The following is a 17,586-nucleotide window of genomic DNA, read 5'->3' on the forward strand; positions in this document are numbered from 1 at the left end:
ATGGTGACGGCCGGCTACATGCTGGCGTGTTTCTTCGACATATCCAGGTGGCTCGAAACGACAGGCGTCACCTTGCCGATAAAGCCCTGCAGGTCGGCGTCTTTGGTCATTTGCTGGTGCGCCTTGAGCGTGTTCAGCGTTTTCTGGTGGTCGGTTACCATCTGGGTCAAAAACTGGCGCTCGAGCTCCTGCCCGGTAAGTTTGCCCATCCGCTCGGCAATGGCTTTGTGCTCGGCGTCCATGTCGGTAGGTAGGGTCACGCCTTTTTTCTTGGCAATGGCCATCAGGTCCGTCGTCGACTTCGTGTGGTCTTTGATCATCATGTTGGCGTGGTCCTTCGCCATGCCCGTGGCACCCTTCGACAAGACCAGCTTGCTGAGCTGAATCTCGTTCTGGTCGCTGTGCGCGGCCGACTTCATGAACTCAGGGTCGGTGGAATGGGGCATCGTCGAGCCACTGGAGTTGGCGTTCTGATCGGCCGGGGCGGTACCGGTAGCAGCCGCGCTGCCGGCGGCGCTGGCGTCGGCGGGCATGGTGGTCGTGGCCGAGTCGCCCGTAGTGGCGCCGTTCATGTAGTTGTCACCGGCGTTACCGCCGGCTACTTCCGAATCGGTGGTCGTGGTGGTGGTGGTAGCCGAGTCGTCGTTGGTGCTGCAAGCCGAGGCGAGAAGCAGGACGGCGCTGAGCAGGCTGAGGGTTGTGCGTTTCATAGCGTTTGGTTGGGGTAGGTAAAAGAGAAGCGGAAAGCAGGTTGATCTACTGGCCGGGGGCGGCTTTTTCGGCGTCGCCGCTGGCCGGAGCCTGGCTTGTGTTCACGGTATCGTCGTCGGCGGTAACGGTAGGACCAGCGTCGTTGTCGATTACCGTGGCGTCGGCTTGTACGCCGCCTTCATCAGCTGCTTCGTTCATGTCGCTGACGGCCTCACCGGCGGTGCCGTCGGTACGCTTTTCGGCGTCGCCGCAGCTGGTAAAGGAAAGGGCGGCGCCAAGGGCCAGCACCGAAAGGATGCGCGTTTTCATAGTCTCAGGTAAGTTGGTTGGGAAAAGGAGCGGTAGGGTTGGTGTTTAAGGCAGGTCTTCTACCTGGTCGTTTAGCTGTTTGGCCATTTCGAGGTGCTGCTTCAGCACCGGGGCATATTTGGCGGCCAAACCCCGGATGTCGCCATCGTAGGCCTCTTCGCTCATGTCCTCGAACTCGTCCACGGTCTTTTTATGGTCGTCTACCATCAGCGAAGCATACCGCTTGTCGAAGGCAGTACCGGTAAGCCCCGACAGCTCTTTGTAGGTCTCCTGCTGCTCCTCGCTCAGGCCGGCCGGCAGGGTCAGGCCCTTCTGCTGGGCCAGGGCTTTGATGGCGGTGTTGGCTTCGGTGTGCTGCTTCACCATATCCTGGCCGAAGATTTTCACGGCCGGAGTGGTGCCTTTCTGCTGCGCCAGCTGGCCCAGCTCAACTTCAAGCATACCGCCACTGGCTGCCGCCACCATAAATTCGGCGTCGCGCTCCTGCTTTTCCGTCACGTTCGCGTCGCCGATGCGTTTCTCGTTCTGAAACTGCGCTTCCGCCACCGGGTCTTTCTGGCTGGTGTCAGGTGAGCAGTTGGTCAGGGCCAGGCTGGCGCCTAGGGCCACTAGCCGCAGCGAATGAGCGGCAAATCGGGGCGTGGAAAAGGGTAGTAAAGCCATAATGCTTCGTCTATACGTTCGGCTCGGCAGCTGGTTCAGTCCGGGGTGTTTCAGCTCCTGAAAAAAAGTTCCACCTTGTTTTAAACCACTGGTGGCGGCGGCGCTCCAAGCATCCGAAATCAATTCTCCACAACTTCACTTCCCGCATCATGCAAACTGCCACGCTCCGCACGGTTTTCTTTTCCGTCCTGGCCAGCGCCTCCCTGCTGCTGGCCAGCTGCAATAAAGCTTCCGACGCCACCCCCGAAGACACCATCTCCGCCGAGGACAGCGGCGCCGCCGATGACGAGAATGCCACCACCGGGGACCTGATGAGAGCCGCTTCGCCGGCCGACGTTACGCAGTCAGGCAGCCCCGCGGCAGAGCCGGCCGACCTGGCCCGCATCCTTTCGCCCTGCGCCATCCGCACCTACGATGCTGCCACCCGCACCCTGACCATTGACTTTGGCCCCACCAACTGCGTAGGCCCCAACGGCCGCGCCCGCCGGGGCAAGCTGGTGTTTGTGTTCAGCGGCCCGTACCGTCAGGTCGGGGCCGTGGTGACTATTACCCCCGTCAACTACTATGTGAACGACAACCTGCACACCGGCACCCGCATTATTACTGATATGGGCGACGGCTCTTACTCGCTGAACGTGCAGAACGCCAGCGTGACCACCCCGAACGGCGTACATTCATGGTCGGCTCAGCGTACTTTTACCCGCCTCAGCGGAGGAGCCACCCGCACGATTCTCGACGATGAGTTCAACATCACCGGCAGTGCCACGGGCACCAACCGCCGGGGCGTCAGCTACACCGCTACCATTCAGCAGCCCCTGCACAAGGTTTTCACGCCTGGCTGCTCGCGCCACTTCGTTTCGGGCACCATCTCCTTTGTAAATGCCCGGCAGCAAAGCCTGCTGCTCAACTATGACCCTAGCGGTACGGCAGCCTGCGACAATATTGCCACGGTCACCATCAATGGCCGAACCCGCACGATCACCCTGCGCTAGGGCCTGTCGTCAGACACACAAAAGCCGCCCCGGTACAGGGCGGCTTTTGTGTGTGCCTGGACTGGAGTGCTACTCGCCCCGGAAGGCGGGTTTGCGCTTCTCGGAGAAGGCCGCCACGCCTTCCTGGTAATCAGCCGATTCGCCAGCCATCTGCTGGCAGTCGGCTTCGAAGTCGAGCATTTCGTCAAGCGAGGCCGCCCCGGACTTGTTGAGCATCAGCTTGGTAAGACCAATGGCCTTGGTGGGCGCCGCGGCATAGCGGGCAGCCAGCGCCGCTACGGCGGCATCCAGCTCCCCGGGAGCCACTACCTGGTTTACCAGGCCCAGGCGTAGCGCTTCTTCGGCCGTGACCTTGGAGCCCAGCGTGCACAACTCAAACGCCTTGAGCGACCCGACAATGCGGGGCAGGAAGTAAGACGAACCGGAGTCCGGTACCAGGCCGATGTTGATGAAAACTTCAATCATGGACGCGTCGGTAGAGGCAATCAGGGCGTCGCAGGCCAGGGCCAGGGAGCAGCCGGCACCGGCGGCAACTCCGTTCAGCCGGCCGATGATGGGCTTGGGCATGGTGCGCATGGCCCGGATAATGGGGTTGTAGCGCTTTTGCAGGGTTTCGTGGAACGAGAATTTATCCGGGCTTTCCTGCGCTGCTTTCAGATCCTGACCCGAGCAGAAAGCCCGGCCCGCGCCGGTCAGCACTACCACCCGCACGGCGGTATCCTCGGTGGCCTGCTTCAGCGCGTCCTGCAGCTCATAACTCTGTGGGTCATTAAAGGCATTGAACACGTCCGGGCGGTTCAGCGTGATGGTCGCAACGCCGTGTTGCACGTCGTAAAGCAGGCAGGTATACATGGGTGGTGAGGTTGAGAATAAGAGAGCGGGAAAGCAGCCCAGGGAGCGGTAAGCTGCAAAGAGAAGGAAAACTTGCCACTTCTTTCCGTTGCACCAGCATTTACTGTCCCATCAGCGCTTCGGCCAGCAGCAGGTCTTCGGGGGTGGTGATTTTCAGGTTGCGGTAGTCGCCGTCCACGAGGTGGATAGCGTGCCCCAGACGCTCCACTACGCTGGCGTCGTCGGTGAAGCCGGCTTCCTCGGGCAGCTCGTAGGCCCGGCGCAGCAGGTCCAGCCCGAAAACCTGCGGGGTTTGCACCAGGCGCAGCGTAGCCCGGTCCAGGGCATGGGTACCCTCCGCCGATATGGCCCGCACCGAGTCCTTGGGCGCCACGGCGACAACGGCCGTACCGTGCCGGGCGGCGGCTTCGTAGGCAGCATCAATGACCTGGGCCGGCACCAGCGGACGCACCCCGTCATGGACGGCCACCAGCCCTGCTTCCTGCCCGGCCAGGTGCGCCAGGCCATTGCGGACGGAAGCCCAGCGGGAGTGCCCCCCGGCTACGACCACGTGCGGAATGCCTACCTCATGCCGGGCGCAGAGGCGGTGCCAGGCGTCGAACTGGTCGGCGGGCAGCACGATAATGCACTGCTGCACGTCCAGAGCCAACTCCGTAAAGCGCCGCAGGGTGTGCAGCAGTACCGGCTCCCCGTGCAGCTCCAGAAACTGCTTGGGCCGGTCGGCGCCCATGCGGGTGCCGCTGCCCCCGGCCACCAGAATGGCGAATCTTGCCGGGGTCTTAGGGTCTTGGGGACTTGGGGTCTTGGGGTCGTTCATACAGGGCAGGTCTAGCCGGGCAGGGCGCAAAGTACGGCAGGACCGTAATGCAAAACGCCGAATGCCCGGCGGGCATTCGGCGTTTCGTGAAGTTAGCGTTGAGCAGGGAAGAATCGTTGAACAAAAAATCCAAGACCCCCGGACCCCAACAACCAAGCCCCTACAGAATCAGCATGGCGTCGCCGTAGCTGAAAAACTTATACTTCTCCTTGATGGCCAGCTTGTAGGCTTCGATGAGCAGATCGTAGCCGGCAAAGGCGGCCGTCATCATCATCAGCGTGCTTTCCGGGGTGTGGAAGTTAGTCAGCAGCGTGTTGGCAATCTTGAACTCGTGGGGCGGGAAGATAAACTTGTCGGTCCAGCCCTGGTTGGCCTTTAGGCGGTTGTGCGCCGAAACCGACGACTCCAGCGCCCGCATGGTGGTGGTACCCACGGCGCAGACCCGCTTCTTGCCGTCGAGCGCCTTGTTGACGATAACCGCCGACTCACCCGAAACGATGAAGTTCTCGGAGTCCATCTTGTGCTTGGTCAGGTCTTCCACGTCCACGGCCCGGAAAGTGCCCAGGCCCACGTGCAGGGTAACGGGCGCTACGTCCACACCCTTGATTTCCAGGCGCTTCATCACCTCGCGGGTGAAGTGCAAGCCAGCCGAGGGGGCAGCCACGGCGCCGGTGTGCTTGGCGTAGATGGTCTGGTACCGCTCCTTGTCGGCGGGCTCGGCTTCGCGGGTAATGGACTCGCGGGGCAGGGGCGTCTCCCCCAGGTCGTGCAGGGCCTTGTAGAACTCCTCGTCGGTGCCGTCGAACAGAAACTTGATGGTGCGGCCGCGGGAGGTGGTGTTGTCGATAACTTCCGCCACCATGTCGCTTTCGCCGAAGTAAAGCTTGTTGCCCACCCGGATTTTACGGGCCGGATCTACCAGTACGTCCCAGAGGTGAATGTCCTTGTTTAGCTCGCGCAGCAGGAACACTTCAATCTTGGCGCCGGTTTTTTCCTTGTTGCCGTAGAGGCGGGCGGGAAATACCTTGGTATCATTCACGACAAGCACGTCGCCGTCGCCGAAATACTCGATGATGTCCTTGAACACCCGGTGTTCGATCTTGCCACTGTCGCGGTGCAGCACCATCAGGCGCGACTCATCACGGTTCTTGGACGGATGCTGGGCAACCAGGTTTTCGGGCAGATCGAACTTAAACTCAGACAGTTTCATACGGACGGAAAGGGCACTAGAAAGGGAAGATACCTAAAATTTGGGACGGCGAAAGTACGCACCTTTAACGGATAAATCATTAATTTCGGCCAGAATTCGTTAGTTGCCCGCATTCCGCGCGGGCCTGATCTTTAGTTTACTACGTCGCCGATGCTAGCCCTGCGCCTCACCCTGGAAAGCTTCCGCTTCGCGTGGCAGGCCCTCCGCTCCAACCTGCTGCGCACCATCCTGTCGCTGCTCGGCGTCACCATCGGCATCTTCGCCATCATCACCGTCTTTACCGTCGTCGATTCGCTTGAAGCCAGCGTGCGCAAGAGCATGAACTTCGTGGGCACCAAGGTTATCTACGTGATGAAGATGCCCTGGGACTTCAGCTCGAACGACTACCCCTGGTGGAAGTACTTCCAGCGCCCCGTGCCCACCGTCCGGGAGTTCCGGGAACTGCAGCGCATGCTTGGGCCCAACAACAACGGCATTGCCATCTTCGCCTCCGCTGGCGGCAACGTCTTCAAGGTAGGCAGCAACAGCCTGTCGGGCTGCAACCTGCAAGGCGTGAGCTTCGACTTCCGGCGCGTGTCGGAAGTCAACATTGCTGAGGGGCGCTACTTCACGCCCCAGGAAATTGACGGCGCCCGCCCGGTTGCCATCATCGGGGCCGACGTAGCCGAAAACCTGTTTCCGAACGGCAACGCCGTGGGCCAGGAGTTCAAGACCCGGGGGCGCCGGTTTGCCATCATCGGGGTCATGGAAAAGGAAGGCAAGAACATGCTCGGGGCCCCCAGCAACGATACCAACTCCCTGATTCCCTTCGGCACGTTCACCAAGATGTTTGCCCTGAGTACCAACGGCCTGTCCGGCATTACGCCCCTGATTGCGGTGAAGGGTCGGGAAGAAGACCAGGGCCTGCTCGACCTCGAGTACGAGATGAAGGGAGCCATGCGCAACATCCGTAGCCTCAAGCCCCGGGAGGAAGACAACTTTGCCCTGAACCGGCCCGAAATGTTTGCCGAGCTGATTACCAACCTGTTTTCGGTTATTGGCATTGCCGGGGCCATCATCGGCAGCTTTGCCATCCTAGTGGGTGGGTTCGGTATTGCCAACATCATGTTCGTGTCGGTCAAGGAGCGCACCAACATTATCGGGATTCAAAAGTCGCTGGGCGCCAAAAACTACTTTATCCTTTTCCAGTTTCTGTTCGAGGCCATTTTCCTCTGTCTGATCGGCGGCGGGGCCGGCATCCTGCTGGTGTATCTGGTTACGCTGCTGCCCCAGGACGCGCTGCCGCTGTTTCTCTCGGCCAGCAACCTCACGCTGGGCCTGACGGTGTCGGTGGTGATTGGGGTGCTGGCGGGCATTATTCCGGCCGTGCTGGCATCGAACCTCGACCCCGTAATTGCCATTCGCTCAAAATAGTCCAGCCCCGCGCCTGCTTTATTCAACAGAGGCTCCCGGGTGTGCAGACGGGCCGGTAAGCTCCTGTGTTTCCTACTGCCTGAGAGGCAACCGCTTGGCGGTTCGCTGGGAAGTGGTATCTTGCGCGCCCCGATTTTGTCGGCAGCTGATCCGTGCTGTTGCCGCCGACTGCGGGCTTTTCATTTCTTTCTTACCCAAACCACTTTCGCCGCGCCGAAAACCCTACCCTATGACCGGCGCGCAGCCTTCAACGCGTAGTTGCTATGACGAAACTCAAGAAAACCAGTAAAACCAAGCTCGCCGACGAGAACCTCAACATGGGGAGCGGCAAGACCATCGTTCAGCCGAACATCAACGATAACAAGGTCACCTCTATCAGCGACATCCGCGAGAACACCCACGGGGAGCGCGGCGTGATGGTGGATGACGAGCAGCGCATCCGCAAAGCCTTTGTTGACAAGGACTGGAACGAAATCAAGATTGCCGACTCCTGGCAGATCTTCAAGGTGATGGCCGAGTTCGTGGAAGGCTTCGAGAAGATGGGTAAGATTGGCCCTTGCGTCTCGATCTTCGGTTCGGCCCGCACCAAGCCCGACAACCCCTACTACAAGATGGCCGAGGAAATTGCGGCCAAGCTGGTGCGGCACGGCTACGGTGTTATCACCGGCGGCGGCCCCGGCATCATGGAGGCCGGCAACAAGGGCGCCCGCTCCGAGGGCGGCAAGTCGGTAGGTCTGAACATCGAGCTGCCTTTCGAGCAGACCCACAATATCTACATCGACTCCGACAAGGTTATCAACTTCGACTACTTCTTCGTCCGCAAGGTGATGTTCGTGAAGTACTCGCAGGGCTTTATCGGCATGCCCGGCGGCTTTGGCACCCTCGACGAGCTGTTTGAGGCTGTTACCCTGATTCAAACCAAAAAAATCGGCCGCTTCCCCATCGTGCTGGTGGGTACCAAGTACTGGCAGGGCATGTTCGACTGGATTCAGCAGGTGATGCTGGAAGAGGAGAGCAACATCTCGCCCGAAGACATGAACCTGGTGCAGCTCGTCGACGACGCCGATTCGGCCGTGAAAATCATCGACGAGTTCTACTCCAAGTACCTGCTCTCGCCCAACTTCTAATCACGAAGCTGGCCGCAAGCCCAAGCCGGACCCTGCCAGGGTCCGGCTTTTTTGTTGGTGCCGCCCAACCTGACCCCGTGTTTGGCGGTTCTGGTTGCATCTTCGCGCTTTCCCTAACTCGCTGCCCTCTTGCCCGACGCTGCCTTCGACTACGACTATCTGATTGCCGGCGGCGGCGCGGCGGGGCTGAGCCTGGCCTACTACCTGGTGCAGGAGCCCCGGCTGCGCGACAAGCGCATCCTGCTGCTGGAGCCCGAAGCCAAAGACCAGAACGACCGGACCTGGTCGTTCTGGACCGAGAAGCCCACGCCCTTCGACGGTATTGCCGTGCGGGAATGGCGGCAGCTGGCGTTCCGGAGTCCGGGCTTCGAGCAGATATTTCCCCTGAGCCGCTACCGGTACCAGACCATCCGGGGGATCGACTTCTACCGGTTCGTGCACGCGGTCCTGGCCGCCGCCCCGCAGGTTACGGTGGTCCGGGCCTCCGTCGAAAGCCTGGAAAACACGTCGGGCGGCGTAACGGCCCGTACCGGCGCCGGCAGCTTCGCGGCCCGCTACGCCTTCGACAGCCGTCCGCCGAAGCTTACCCAACGGCCCGACAAGTACCGCTACCTGCTCCAGCATTTCATTGGCTGGGAAGTGGAAACCGAGCAGGACGCGTTTGACCCGGCTACGGTGGAGTTCATGGACTTTCGGGGCGCCCAGCACCACGAGGCGCGGTTTATATACGTGCTGCCCTTTGCGCCGCGCCGGGCACTGGTGGAGTACACGCTGTTTTCCGGCCGGCTGCTGCCCGACGAAGCGTACGAGGCCGCCCTGCGCGACTACCTGACCAACACGCTGGGACTGACAAGCTACCGGATTGTGGAGCGGGAGCAGGGCGCCATCCCCATGACCGACCACCCGCTGCCCCTGCGCGACGGGGCTCACATCATTAACCTCGGCACCCGGGCCGGGCGTGCCAAGCCCAGCACCGGCTACGCGTTTCAGCGCATTCAGCAGCACTCCGAGCACCTCGTTAACGCCCTGGCTTCCACCGGTAAGCCCCCGCGTCGCCTCACCACCGACCAGCCCCAGTTCCGCCTGTTCGACACCCTGCTGCTCGATATCATGCAGCGCCGGGGCGAAACCACCCGCGACATTTTTACCGAGCTGTTTCAGCGCAACCCGCTGGAGCGGATGCTTGACTTCCTGGACGAGAAAACCAGCTGGCGGGAAAATTTCCTGATCCTGAACTCGGTGACGTCCGCTCCTTTCCTGCGCTCCATCCGGCACGTGCTGCGCGGCCGACCGGGAGTCAGGTAGAATAGCGTGGGCAGCGGCAAACTGAACTGACCCGGGATGGTTGAGCCTGTAATGTCCAAGTTATGAAACCAGATCTGCTCACCCTGGCTTTACCCGCCGCTCCGCTCCAGCCCTGGGTCCGTGCCTACGTGCGCTACTACCTGCCGCAGGCCGGTGCGGAAACGCTCCAGAGTCACTATTTCCCCCTGGCCGATACGTTTCTGATCGGGGTCCGCCCCGGCTCGTTCAGCGTGCAGCTCCACGCGGACTCGCCTCCACTGCCTACCAATTCCTGGAGCGTATTAGGACAGTACACCACCCGCTTCCGCCCGCAGCTGCGGGCACCGCTCGACGTCGTCGCCGTGCAGTTCCGGCCCGGTGGCTGCGCGGCGCTGCTGGGCGTGGATATGGCCGGGCTAATGAACAACGCCCGTCCGTTGGCGGAGCTGACTTCGCCCGCTACGCTGGCTACCCTGACCCCGGCTCTGGACCCGGCCGCTCCCCTGAGCTGCCTGGACGAGGCGCTGCTGACGCTGGCCGACGCGCCGGCAACCCGAAAAGCTCCCCGGGAGCTGCCCGCCATCCTGGCGCACGTCGAGGCGGAAGCCGGCCGGCCGACGGTAGCCGAGCTGGCCCGGCGCTTTCACGTCACCGAGCGGACGCTGCTTCGCTGGTACCGGCACGCGGTGGGCGTCGGGCCAAAGCAGTTTGGGCGAATCGTGCGCTTTGTACAGGCCGTGCAGGTGCTCGAGCAGACGTCGGAAGCGGGCTGGACCGAGGTGCTGCAGGCTTGTGGCTATACCGATCAGGCTCATTTTATCCGGGAGTTCCGGGCTTTCAGCGGCCAATCACCCGGGCAGTTTCGCACCGGCTATGTGGTCACCCGGGAGCACCTGCGGGGTTTGCGCGAACTTGGGGAGTAGCGGAAGAAAGCAGAAGCGCCGGGGGTGTTCCGCTACGGTATGACCCAAAGCCTTGAATGGAACGCGGAAAACGTGCTTCGGTACCTCGCAGACCCGATTCGACGGACAGCCGGCCCCGGCTACAACCGGGAGACCTCACATCTATATGTGAGGCAAGGCGGGGGCAATTGTCCGATTTATACAATACCGGGCGGGGGTAGGCAGAGTTCTTTTGCTGTATACCATTTCCTCACTTTATCTCGCCGGTTATGAATGTACGCATCCGCCCCGCCGACCCGTCTGCTTCCCGTGCCGCCCGGTCGCGCCCCGCTTACCTGCTTCGCTTGCTGCTCGTTCTGGTATGGGCCGGGCTGCTGACGCCCGTGCTCACCTCCTGCGAGGAAGAGAACCTCGAAACCCAGGCTCCTGACCGTACTCCCTACACCGGCGAGTGGTCGGGGCAGCTTATGTGGGGTACGCTGGGCCCCCGCGACCGGGTGGAGCTGACGCTGCGGGCAACCGCCGGTAGCAGCGCCGAAACGATGGAAGGCAGCATACTTTTCGTCACCGACCAGGTGCGCCGCCCGGTCACGGTGCAGTGGGACCGCCGTGCGGCCAAGTGGAACCTGACGTTTAACTACCCCAACGCCTCCGAGCGCAACGCGGTAATCGGCCTGTCCAACAACGCGCTACGCCTCGATTACCAGGATGGGGCCAACCAGAACTACTTCGCCAACCTCAACGATGCCCGCGACGAATGGGTAGGAACCTGGAACGGGAATCTGGCCTGCGTCAGCGGGGCCGGTCGCAGCTATGCCTGGGCAATCCGGAAAACCACAAGCCGTACCGGGCTTGAAATTGCCAACGCCGGCGCGCCGGGTACCGTCATCAGCCAGGGAGATTTACGAGAGGGGCGGATGACGGGTAACGCCGCCATCAGCAGCACGTCGTACAACTACACGCTGAGCTACGTTTCCTTTACCAGCCGCCTCAACATCGGTGCCACCGCAGTGGGCACGAGCGATGCCTGCACCGGCGACCTGAGCCGGTAGGCGCTGTCCGCCCGGTTTTGATTGATGGGCGCCCGCCCCTGCATCGACAGGGTGCGGGCGCTTCTTTTAAGGGCCTGCTAGGCTATGCTGGTGGGATAGAGGTAGGCACCAGGCTGGCCTCGTCTTCCAGCCACGCCCGCGCGGCAGCCACCGTAGCACGGCTGAGCGGCTGCAGCTGGGGTACCGGCGATGATAGGTTGAGCAGGTAGCCAGGCATGTCCGGCAGGTTGTCGAGGTCGTGGGTTATGCAGAGCACTGTTTTGCCCTCCGTTTCCACCCAGTCCCGCATCAGGCGGAAAATCCGGCGCCGGTAGTACACGTCAAGCTGCTGGGTGGGCTCGTCAAGCAGGCAGAGCGGGCTGTCCTGTAGCGACAGCTGAGCCAGCCACACCAGCTGCTGCTCTCCGCCCGAAAGCAGCGTAAAATCCCGCCGGACCAGGTGCGCGGCGCCCACGCGAACCAGGGCGGCTTCGGCCAGCGTGTAGTCGGCCGGGCCATAGGCGCTCAGCAGGCGCTGATGGCGGTAGCGGCCCATCACGACCAGCTCGCGCACGGTAATGGAAAAGCCGACCGAGCTGCGCTGGGGCAGGTAGGCCAGCAGTCCTTCGGCGGCGGGCCGGCGCACCGCCCGCAGGTCCCGGCCCTGCACGCTGATCGTGCCCTGGTAGGGCAACTGGCCCGTCAGCGTCCGAAACAGCGTGGTTTTGCCGCAGCCGTTGTGCCCCACGATGGCCACGAAAGCCGGCCCGGGCACGCACAAAAAAAGGTTGCGAAGCAGAACGCGCTGTTCATACCCCGCAACCAGATTTTCAATTTTGAGAGCCGATTGTTGATGGTTGAGTGTTAATTCCGGGTTGCCGTGCGTGACTCCATTTGGTTTCATCCGACAATCAACAATCAGCTCTCAACAATTACCAATCAGCCAAGCACTAGTACTCGTCTTCGTTGAACATGAAGTCTTCCTTGGTCGGGTAGTCCGGCCATACTTCCTCAATGTTTTCGTAAGGCTGACCGTCGTCCTCCAGGGCCTGCAGGTTCTCTACCACTTCCATCGGAGCGCCCGAGCGGATGGAGTAATCAATCAGTTCATCCTTGGTGGCGGGCCAGGGGGCATCTTCCAGATAAGAGGCAAGTTCCAGAGTCCAGTACATAGTCGTGTGTGCTACAAAAAAAGGTTGGCAAAAGTAAATATTTGACAGCAATATACCGCGACCAGGGCGGAATGCGCTGCCGGACAAGCCGGCTATCAGCGACAACGTAAATTACTGCCTAATGTTGGGTCAGGCGGGCAGCCGTTGGCGCAATAGCTCGATCAGCTCGTTCTTGGTGCGGATTTTCCGCTCAAACGTCCGGATCTTGCCCTGCAGCATGGTTCGGAAGGCCTCATTGCCGGGCGCAGCGCTGAGCTTGCCCAGGTTTTCTTCCAGCACTTCCAGCTCCTGCCGGTCGTACTTGATGAAGTCGCGCAGGGCCTGCACGCGCACGTTCACCTGCTCCTCGGGCGTCTCGGCTACGGCGGGCTGGCGCTTGCGGATAAAGTGCTCCAGGGAGCTGAACTCGAATACTTTGTCGCAGGCCAGGGTAAACTGCTCCCACACCCGGTCCGATTCCTCCCCGCGCACGGGACCTACCTTTTTCCAGGCGGCCTGCAGCTCCTTGGCCCGGGCCACCGCCTCGGACGGGGGGCGCTGTAGCAGGGCGTTGGCTTCGGCTACCAAGGCGCGCTTGCGGGCCAGGTTGTCTTCGCCGCTGCTGCCGGCCGCCTCGGGCCGCTGGGTGCTGATGTGCACTTTCAGGCGCTCAAAGAAGTGGTTGTGCGCCGCCCGGAAACGGGTCCACAGCTCGTTGGCCTGCTTGCGGGGCAACGAGCCGCCTACTTCCTTCCAGGCCGACTGCAGCTCCTTGAGCTGCCGGGTCGTGTCCTCGAAGTCGTTGGAGTTCTGCAGGGCCTCCGACTTGTGAATCAGCTCCCGGTACTTGTCGACCACGCGGTTGGCCATCGACTTCTTATCGGCCTGGAACTCCTTCTTGCGGGCAAAGAAGTGGTCGAGCGCGCCCTGAAACCGGGTTTCCAATTCGTCGGTCAGCTGCTTGTCCACGGGGCCGGTCTTGATCCAGGCGGCGCGCAGCTCCTTGATTTTCTCCACGGCGGCCACCCAGTCCACGGTGCTGGCCAGCTCCTCGGCTTCCTTGATCAGGTTGATCTTGGTGCCCAGGTTCTTTTCGCGGTTGCGCGCCACCGTTACCTTGATGGACTCTTCGGCTTCGGTGAGGCGGCGGTGCAGGCTCTCGAAGTCGCCCAGACCGTCGTAGGAAGCTACCTGCTCCTTGAGGTGCAGGGCCTTCATCAGAAACGAGCCTTTGTTGTCGGACTGCTCGATCTTGGCAAGCAGTTCCTCGACTTTGGCGCGGAAGGTTTCGAAACGCTGGGCGAAGTAGCGCAGGGACGCTTCTTCGGACTCTTTTACCAGCCCTACCTGCCGGGCGGGCAAATCCATGAACGGGCGAAGCCACACCTGGTCGCCCTCGATGTAGCCATAGCGGCGGGCTTCGGCCAGCAAGTGGTCATGTTGTTCCATAAAGCGAATAACTCGGGCGGATACGGTGGTTTGTCGGCCGGTGGAAAGGAGTAGCCTGGTACAAGTTTACGGGAACCGGGGCAAATAAGCCGCTCCCGCGGGCGGTTAAAGTACTTCGGAAACCAGGGACTGGTTGCCTACCTTTGACGAATGCAGGGCTTTTCGGGTCCGGCTTTCCGTTCGAATCTATCAACCTTTCCCCTTACATGAGCGACCAGACGATTATCTTTTCCATGGCCGGCGTGAGCAAAGTGTATCCGCCCCAGAAGCAGGTTCTCAAAAATATCTACCTCTCGTTCTTCTACGGTGCCAAAATCGGCGTGCTGGGCCTGAACGGCTCGGGTAAGTCGAGCCTGCTGAAAATCATTGCCGGGGTCGACAAGCAGATTCAGGGGGAAGTGGTGTTCTCGCCGGGCTACTCGGTAGGCTACCTCGAGCAGGAGCCCCAGCTCGACCCCACCAAGACCGTGATGGACATCGTGCAGGAAGGCGTGGCCGAAACCGTGGCTTTGCTCAAGGAGTTCGACGAAATCAACGAGGCCTTCGGGGCCGAGGACGCCGACTTCGACAAGCTGCTGGAGCGCCAGGGCACCGTGCAGGAGCGCCTCGACCACCTCGACGCCTGGAACCTCGACTCCAAGCTCGAGCGCGCCATGGACGCGCTACGCACCCCCGACGCCGACGCCGTCATTGGCAACCTCTCCGGCGGTGAGAAGCGCCGCGTAGCCCTGTGCCGCCTCCTGCTTCAGGAGCCCGACGTGCTGCTGCTCGACGAGCCCACCAACCACCTTGACGCCGAGAGTGTGCTGTGGCTGGAGCAGCACCTGCAGCAGTATAAAGGCACCGTCATTGCCGTCACCCACGACCGGTACTTTCTCGACAACGTGGCGGGCTGGATTCTGGAGCTGGACCGCGGCGAGGGTATTCCGTGGAAAGGCAACTACTCGTCGTGGCTCGAGCAGAAGTCGAACCGCCTGGCCCAGGAAGAGAAAACGGAGAGCAAGCGCCAGAAAACCCTGCAGCGCGAGCTGGAGTGGGTGCGTATGGCCCCCAAAGCCCGGCAGGCCAAGAGCAAGGCCCGGATTGCCGGCTACGATAAGCTCGTGAGCCAGGAAGCCAAGGAAAAAGAGCAGCGCCTCGAGCTGTTCATCCCCGACGGCCCCCGCCTGGGCGGGCAGGTCATCGAAGCCCACGGCATCACCAAGGCCTTCGGCGACAAGCTCCTGTTCCAGGATTTGTCGTTTTCCCTACCCCAGGGCGGCATCGTGGGCATCATCGGACCCAACGGCGCGGGCAAGTCCACCTTGTTTCGCCTGATTGCCGACCAGCTCAAGCCCGACGCGGGCTCGTTCGAGGTAGGCCCCACCGTGCAGTTTGCCTACGTGGATCAGCAGCACGAAACCCTGGACCCGAGCAAGTCGGTGTTTGAGACGATTTCGGGCGGCACCGAGACCATGCTGCTGGCCGGGCGCCCGGTGAATGCCCGCGCCTACGTGAGCAACTTCAACTTCCGCGGCGGCGACCAGGAAAAGAAGGTAGCCATGCTGTCGGGCGGGGAGAAGAACCGCGTCCACCTGGCTACTACGCTCAAGCAGGGCGCCAACCTGCTCCTGCTCGACGAGCCTACCAACGACCTGGACGTAAACGCCATCCGGGCTTTGGAAGACGCGCTGGAAAACTTTGCCGGCTGCGCCGTTATCATCAGCCACGACCGGTGGTTCCTGGACCGCCTCGCCACCCACATCCTGGCCTTTGAAGGCGACTCGGAAGTGGTATGGTTCGAGGGCAACTTCTCGGACTACGAGGAAGCCAAGAAAAAGCGCCTCGGCGACGTGGAGCCCAAACGCGTGCGCTACAAGAAGCTGGGCTAACCGGTTTACACCAATAGTCAACGAGCCGCCGGAAGCATATCCGGCGGCTCGTTGCATTTACCGGACTACCGGCTCGTCGGGCAATACTTCGGCCTCGAACCCGGCATCCCGCACCAGCTGAATCAGGCTGGCGGGATGAATGAACTCGTTGGCGCACTCAATTCGCAGAATCCGGTCACGGTCTTCAAGGTCGAAGTTGGCCCGGCACTCTTGGTAGGCGGCATGGATCCGGGTCAGCAGGGCCTTGGCGTGGCGGCGGCTGCGCACGTTGGTTTTGAATACTTCGACCATAACGCGGACTTGCTTGGGCACGGACGGACTGGGGGTGGGCCCGTAGTCGGGTGACCGGGCGAGGTTAATCAGCATAGCGGTACTCCGACGACCCGGTTTTCTTCCAGAGATAATACGACAGCAGCATCACCGCCAGAAAAATCAGGGGAGACAAAATAAGAATCGTGCTGTCGCCGGCGGAGGCCCGGGCCGCGCAGGCGCCGAGCAGGGTAAAGGTGATGCCGGCGTAGGCCCACTCCTTGAGGGTGCGGAACCACGGCTGCACCAGCGCCACTGCCGCCAGCACCTTGCCGGCTCCGATAACCGTCAGGACGTGCACCGGGTAGCCCAGGTGGCGCATGATTTGCTGGCCTTCGGGACGGAATAATGCTTCTGCAATGCCGGCCATAAGCAGCAGCAGGGCAAACAGGCCGGTTACGGACCAGTACAGCGTCCGGAGGGTTTTGGTCCGGCGCAATGCCTGCCTACTAGAAATGGGGAGCGTGATGACGTGCATGGCTTCTAATTGTAAAAGTGAGTTAGCTGCGAACGGGGCGGTAGGTAAGCATCAGCACGCCCGAGCTGGTGGCGTAGCTGCTTACCAGCTCCAGGGTGGCCGCGGCTTCTTCGGTAAACAGGCGCAGACCGACGCCCAGCACCAGCGGGTGCACCATGAGGCGGTATTCGTCGATCAGGTCGTGCTGCATCAGGGTGCGGACGAGCTGCCCGCTGCCGTAAATCAGCAGGTTCTGCCCGTTCTGCTCCCGCAGCTCCCGCACGGCTTCGGCCACGTCAGCTGGCAGAAGGGTAGCATTCCACTCCGCCGCTTTGAGCGTGCGGGAAGCCACGAACTTGGGCAGGGCGTTCATCCGGTCGGCAAACCCGTCCTCATCCGTCATGGTGGGCCAGGCGGCGGCAAAGCCCTGGTAGGTGACGCGGCCCAGCAGTAGGGCGTCGCTGGCGAAGAGCAGGTCCCGCTGGGCTTTGCCCACTTCCTCGTTGAAGTAAGGGCCGGTCCAGGCCGGGTTTTCCATCACGCCGTCGAGCGTGAGGTACATGGCGACAACGACGTTTCGCATGGGTAGAAGAATAAAGGATAAGCGCTAATAACCAGGGCTCAGGCCAGCTCCGGCTGGGTCGGGCCAAACGTAATGGCCGCGGCTTCCTGCCGCCGGCGGTTAAGTGTGTAGGATGCCGCAATAAGCAGGAAGCCCACCATCACCGGAACCCACTGGCTTACCGGGTCGCCTACCGCCAGGCCGGAGTACACGGCCCCGAGCAGGTCGAAGGTGAAGCCGGCGTAGGCCCACTCCCGCAGGCGCGGGAAGCCGGGTACCAGGATAGCCAGCGCCCCCAGCAGCTTGGCCACGCCCAGGAAAGGCAGCAGGTAAGCCGGGTAGCCCAGGTGCCGGAAGAAGGCCACCGCCTCCGGGTCGCTCAGCACGTTCGGGATGGACGAGGCGGTCATGCCGGCGGCCAGCAGGCCGGTGAAGATCCAGTAGAGCAGGGTTGTCTTTTTCATAACGAGGGTGAA

The 17,586-nt window shown here is 61.8% G+C and carries 20 protein-coding genes; 7 read left to right on the top strand and 13 right to left on the bottom strand.

What is annotated here, in order from left to right; genetic code table 11:
• Positions 1 to 14: 14 nt before the first annotated feature.
• The 3 genes from LJY25_RS05570 to LJY25_RS05580 are packed head-to-tail and all read right to left on the bottom strand — an operon-like array spanning position 15 to position 1,683.
• On the bottom strand, positions 15 to 710 hold the full coding sequence (locus tag LJY25_RS05570) for a DUF4142 domain-containing protein (RefSeq protein WP_227607251.1): 696 nt from the start codon (positions 708 to 710) through the stop codon (positions 15 to 17).
• 46 nt (positions 711 to 756) lie between these two features.
• Positions 757 to 1,020 (bottom strand): hypothetical protein, encoded by a 264-nt coding sequence (locus tag LJY25_RS05575; RefSeq protein ID WP_227607252.1) that lies wholly within the window; start codon positions 1,018 to 1,020, stop codon positions 757 to 759.
• Between the two features lie 45 nt (positions 1,021 to 1,065).
• Positions 1,066 to 1,683 (bottom strand): DUF4142 domain-containing protein, encoded by a 618-nt coding sequence (locus tag LJY25_RS05580; protein WP_227607253.1) that lies wholly within the window; start codon positions 1,681 to 1,683, stop codon positions 1,066 to 1,068.
• Between the two features lie 149 nt (positions 1,684 to 1,832).
• Here LJY25_RS05580 and LJY25_RS05585 point away from each other — a divergent pair, with 149 nt between their 5' ends.
• Positions 1,833 to 2,675 carry a hypothetical protein gene (locus LJY25_RS05585; protein WP_227607254.1) on the top strand — a complete coding sequence of 281 codons (843 nt, stop codon included), beginning with the start codon at positions 1,833 to 1,835 and terminating at the stop codon, positions 2,673 to 2,675.
• Between the two features lie 69 nt (positions 2,676 to 2,744).
• Here the strand turns inward: LJY25_RS05585 and LJY25_RS05590 are convergent, their stop codons facing one another.
• The 3 genes from LJY25_RS05590 to queA form a co-directional block, all read right to left on the bottom strand.
• Positions 2,745 to 3,527 (bottom strand): enoyl-CoA hydratase-related protein, encoded by a 783-nt coding sequence (locus LJY25_RS05590; protein ID WP_227607255.1) that lies wholly within the window; start codon positions 3,525 to 3,527, stop codon positions 2,745 to 2,747.
• 100 nt (positions 3,528 to 3,627) lie between these two features.
• Positions 3,628 to 4,344, bottom strand: coding sequence for a 2-C-methyl-D-erythritol 4-phosphate cytidylyltransferase (locus LJY25_RS05595; RefSeq protein WP_227607256.1), 717 nt, complete (start codon positions 4,342 to 4,344; stop codon positions 3,628 to 3,630).
• Between the two features lie 160 nt (positions 4,345 to 4,504).
• On the bottom strand, positions 4,505 to 5,554 hold the full coding sequence (queA, locus tag LJY25_RS05600; protein ID WP_227607257.1) for a tRNA preQ1(34) S-adenosylmethionine ribosyltransferase-isomerase QueA: 1,050 nt from the start codon (positions 5,552 to 5,554) through the stop codon (positions 4,505 to 4,507).
• Between the two features lie 150 nt (positions 5,555 to 5,704).
• Here queA and LJY25_RS05605 point away from each other — a divergent pair, with 150 nt between their 5' ends.
• From LJY25_RS05605 to LJY25_RS05625, 5 genes are all read left to right on the top strand, one after another.
• The gene (locus LJY25_RS05605) at positions 5,705 to 6,967 is read left to right on the top strand and encodes an ABC transporter permease (RefSeq protein ID WP_227607258.1); all 1,263 of its coding nucleotides are present in this window, start codon (positions 5,705 to 5,707) and stop codon (positions 6,965 to 6,967) included.
• 416 nt (positions 6,968 to 7,383) lie between these two features.
• Positions 7,384 to 8,094, top strand: coding sequence for an LOG family protein (locus LJY25_RS05610; protein WP_227607623.1), 711 nt, complete (start codon positions 7,384 to 7,386; stop codon positions 8,092 to 8,094).
• Between the two features lie 129 nt (positions 8,095 to 8,223).
• Entirely contained in the window at positions 8,224 to 9,399 is a 1,176-nt protein-coding gene (locus LJY25_RS05615) for a lycopene cyclase family protein (protein ID WP_227607259.1), read from the top strand.
• A gap of 62 nt (positions 9,400 to 9,461) precedes the next feature.
• On the top strand, positions 9,462 to 10,301 hold the full coding sequence (locus tag LJY25_RS05620) for a helix-turn-helix domain-containing protein (RefSeq protein ID WP_227607260.1): 840 nt from the start codon (positions 9,462 to 9,464) through the stop codon (positions 10,299 to 10,301).
• A gap of 248 nt (positions 10,302 to 10,549) precedes the next feature.
• A complete protein-coding gene (locus LJY25_RS05625; RefSeq protein ID WP_227607261.1) occupies positions 10,550 to 11,332 on the top strand; it encodes a hypothetical protein in 783 nt (260 codons plus the stop codon).
• Between the two features lie 82 nt (positions 11,333 to 11,414).
• On the opposite strand, the gene LJY25_RS05630 is transcribed toward LJY25_RS05625, so the two are convergent.
• From LJY25_RS05630 to LJY25_RS05640, 3 genes are all read right to left on the bottom strand, one after another.
• Positions 11,415 to 12,215, bottom strand: coding sequence for an ABC transporter ATP-binding protein (locus tag LJY25_RS05630; RefSeq protein WP_227607262.1), 801 nt, complete (start codon positions 12,213 to 12,215; stop codon positions 11,415 to 11,417).
• 46 nt (positions 12,216 to 12,261) lie between these two features.
• Entirely contained in the window at positions 12,262 to 12,483 is a 222-nt protein-coding gene (locus tag LJY25_RS05635; protein ID WP_019948259.1) for a DUF2795 domain-containing protein, read from the bottom strand.
• Between the two features lie 129 nt (positions 12,484 to 12,612).
• Positions 12,613 to 13,911, bottom strand: coding sequence for a DUF349 domain-containing protein (locus LJY25_RS05640; RefSeq protein WP_227607263.1), 1,299 nt, complete (start codon positions 13,909 to 13,911; stop codon positions 12,613 to 12,615).
• 206 nt (positions 13,912 to 14,117) lie between these two features.
• On the opposite strand from LJY25_RS05640, the gene ettA reads away from it, so the two are divergent.
• Complete coding sequence (gene ettA / locus LJY25_RS05645) at positions 14,118 to 15,782, top strand: energy-dependent translational throttle protein EttA (RefSeq protein ID WP_227607264.1); 1,665 nt, start codon at positions 14,118 to 14,120, stop codon at positions 15,780 to 15,782.
• Positions 15,783 to 15,839: 57 nt separating this feature from the next.
• Here the strand turns inward: ettA and LJY25_RS05650 are convergent, their stop codons facing one another.
• Genes LJY25_RS05650 through LJY25_RS05665 form a run of 4 tightly spaced genes read right to left on the bottom strand, consistent with a single transcriptional unit; the run spans position 15,840 to position 17,574 of the window.
• Entirely contained in the window at positions 15,840 to 16,094 is a 255-nt protein-coding gene (locus LJY25_RS05650; RefSeq protein WP_227607265.1) for a hypothetical protein, read from the bottom strand.
• A 43-nt stretch (positions 16,095 to 16,137) separates the two neighbouring features.
• Positions 16,138 to 16,569 (bottom strand): DoxX family protein, encoded by a 432-nt coding sequence (locus tag LJY25_RS05655; protein ID WP_227607266.1) that lies wholly within the window; start codon positions 16,567 to 16,569, stop codon positions 16,138 to 16,140.
• 22 nt (positions 16,570 to 16,591) lie between these two features.
• On the bottom strand, positions 16,592 to 17,131 hold the full coding sequence (locus LJY25_RS05660; RefSeq protein ID WP_227607267.1) for a dihydrofolate reductase family protein: 540 nt from the start codon (positions 17,129 to 17,131) through the stop codon (positions 16,592 to 16,594).
• Positions 17,132 to 17,169: 38 nt separating this feature from the next.
• Entirely contained in the window at positions 17,170 to 17,574 is a 405-nt protein-coding gene (locus LJY25_RS05665; protein ID WP_227607268.1) for a DoxX family protein, read from the bottom strand.
• Positions 17,575 to 17,586 lie beyond the last annotated feature (12 nt).

The organism is Hymenobacter translucens (genome assembly GCF_020685205.1).
In the GTDB taxonomy this organism is placed as follows: domain Bacteria; phylum Bacteroidota; class Bacteroidia; order Cytophagales; family Hymenobacteraceae; genus Hymenobacter; species Hymenobacter translucens.

What these genes read in the sequence shown, in the direction of transcription:
- LJY25_RS05595 (WP_227607256.1), bottom strand. Translation starts at nt 4,344, where the DNA reads ATGAACGACCCCAAGACCCCAAGTCCCCAAGACCCTAAGACCCCGGCA.
- LJY25_RS05620 (WP_227607260.1), top strand. Translation starts at nt 9,462, where the DNA reads ATGAAACCAGATCTGCTCACCCTGGCTTTACCCGCCGCTCCGCTCCAG.
- LJY25_RS05575 (WP_227607252.1), bottom strand. Translation starts at nt 1,020, where the DNA reads ATGAAAACGCGCATCCTTTCGGTGCTGGCCCTTGGCGCCGCCCTTTCC.
- LJY25_RS05605 (WP_227607258.1), top strand. Translation starts at nt 5,705, where the DNA reads ATGCTAGCCCTGCGCCTCACCCTGGAAAGCTTCCGCTTCGCGTGGCAG.
- LJY25_RS05625 (WP_227607261.1), top strand. Translation starts at nt 10,550, where the DNA reads ATGAATGTACGCATCCGCCCCGCCGACCCGTCTGCTTCCCGTGCCGCC.
- queA (WP_227607257.1), bottom strand. Translation starts at nt 5,554, where the DNA reads ATGAAACTGTCTGAGTTTAAGTTCGATCTGCCCGAAAACCTGGTTGCC.
- LJY25_RS05655 (WP_227607266.1), bottom strand. Translation starts at nt 16,569, where the DNA reads ATGCACGTCATCACGCTCCCCATTTCTAGTAGGCAGGCATTGCGCCGG.
- LJY25_RS05580 (WP_227607253.1), bottom strand. Translation starts at nt 1,683, where the DNA reads ATGGCTTTACTACCCTTTTCCACGCCCCGATTTGCCGCTCATTCGCTG.
- LJY25_RS05590 (WP_227607255.1), bottom strand. Translation starts at nt 3,527, where the DNA reads ATGTATACCTGCCTGCTTTACGACGTGCAACACGGCGTTGCGACCATC.
- LJY25_RS05630 (WP_227607262.1), bottom strand. Translation starts at nt 12,215, where the DNA reads ATGAAACCAAATGGAGTCACGCACGGCAACCCGGAATTAACACTCAAC.
- LJY25_RS05660 (WP_227607267.1), bottom strand. Translation starts at nt 17,131, where the DNA reads ATGCGAAACGTCGTTGTCGCCATGTACCTCACGCTCGACGGCGTGATG.
- LJY25_RS05640 (WP_227607263.1), bottom strand. Translation starts at nt 13,911, where the DNA reads ATGGAACAACATGACCACTTGCTGGCCGAAGCCCGCCGCTATGGCTAC.
- LJY25_RS05610 (WP_227607623.1), top strand. Translation starts at nt 7,384, where the DNA reads ATGGTGGATGACGAGCAGCGCATCCGCAAAGCCTTTGTTGACAAGGAC.
- LJY25_RS05635 (WP_019948259.1), bottom strand. Translation starts at nt 12,483, where the DNA reads ATGTACTGGACTCTGGAACTTGCCTCTTATCTGGAAGATGCCCCCTGG.
- LJY25_RS05585 (WP_227607254.1), top strand. Translation starts at nt 1,833, where the DNA reads ATGCAAACTGCCACGCTCCGCACGGTTTTCTTTTCCGTCCTGGCCAGC.
- ettA (WP_227607264.1), top strand. Translation starts at nt 14,118, where the DNA reads ATGAGCGACCAGACGATTATCTTTTCCATGGCCGGCGTGAGCAAAGTG.
- LJY25_RS05665 (WP_227607268.1), bottom strand. Translation starts at nt 17,574, where the DNA reads ATGAAAAAGACAACCCTGCTCTACTGGATCTTCACCGGCCTGCTGGCC.
- LJY25_RS05570 (WP_227607251.1), bottom strand. Translation starts at nt 710, where the DNA reads ATGAAACGCACAACCCTCAGCCTGCTCAGCGCCGTCCTGCTTCTCGCC.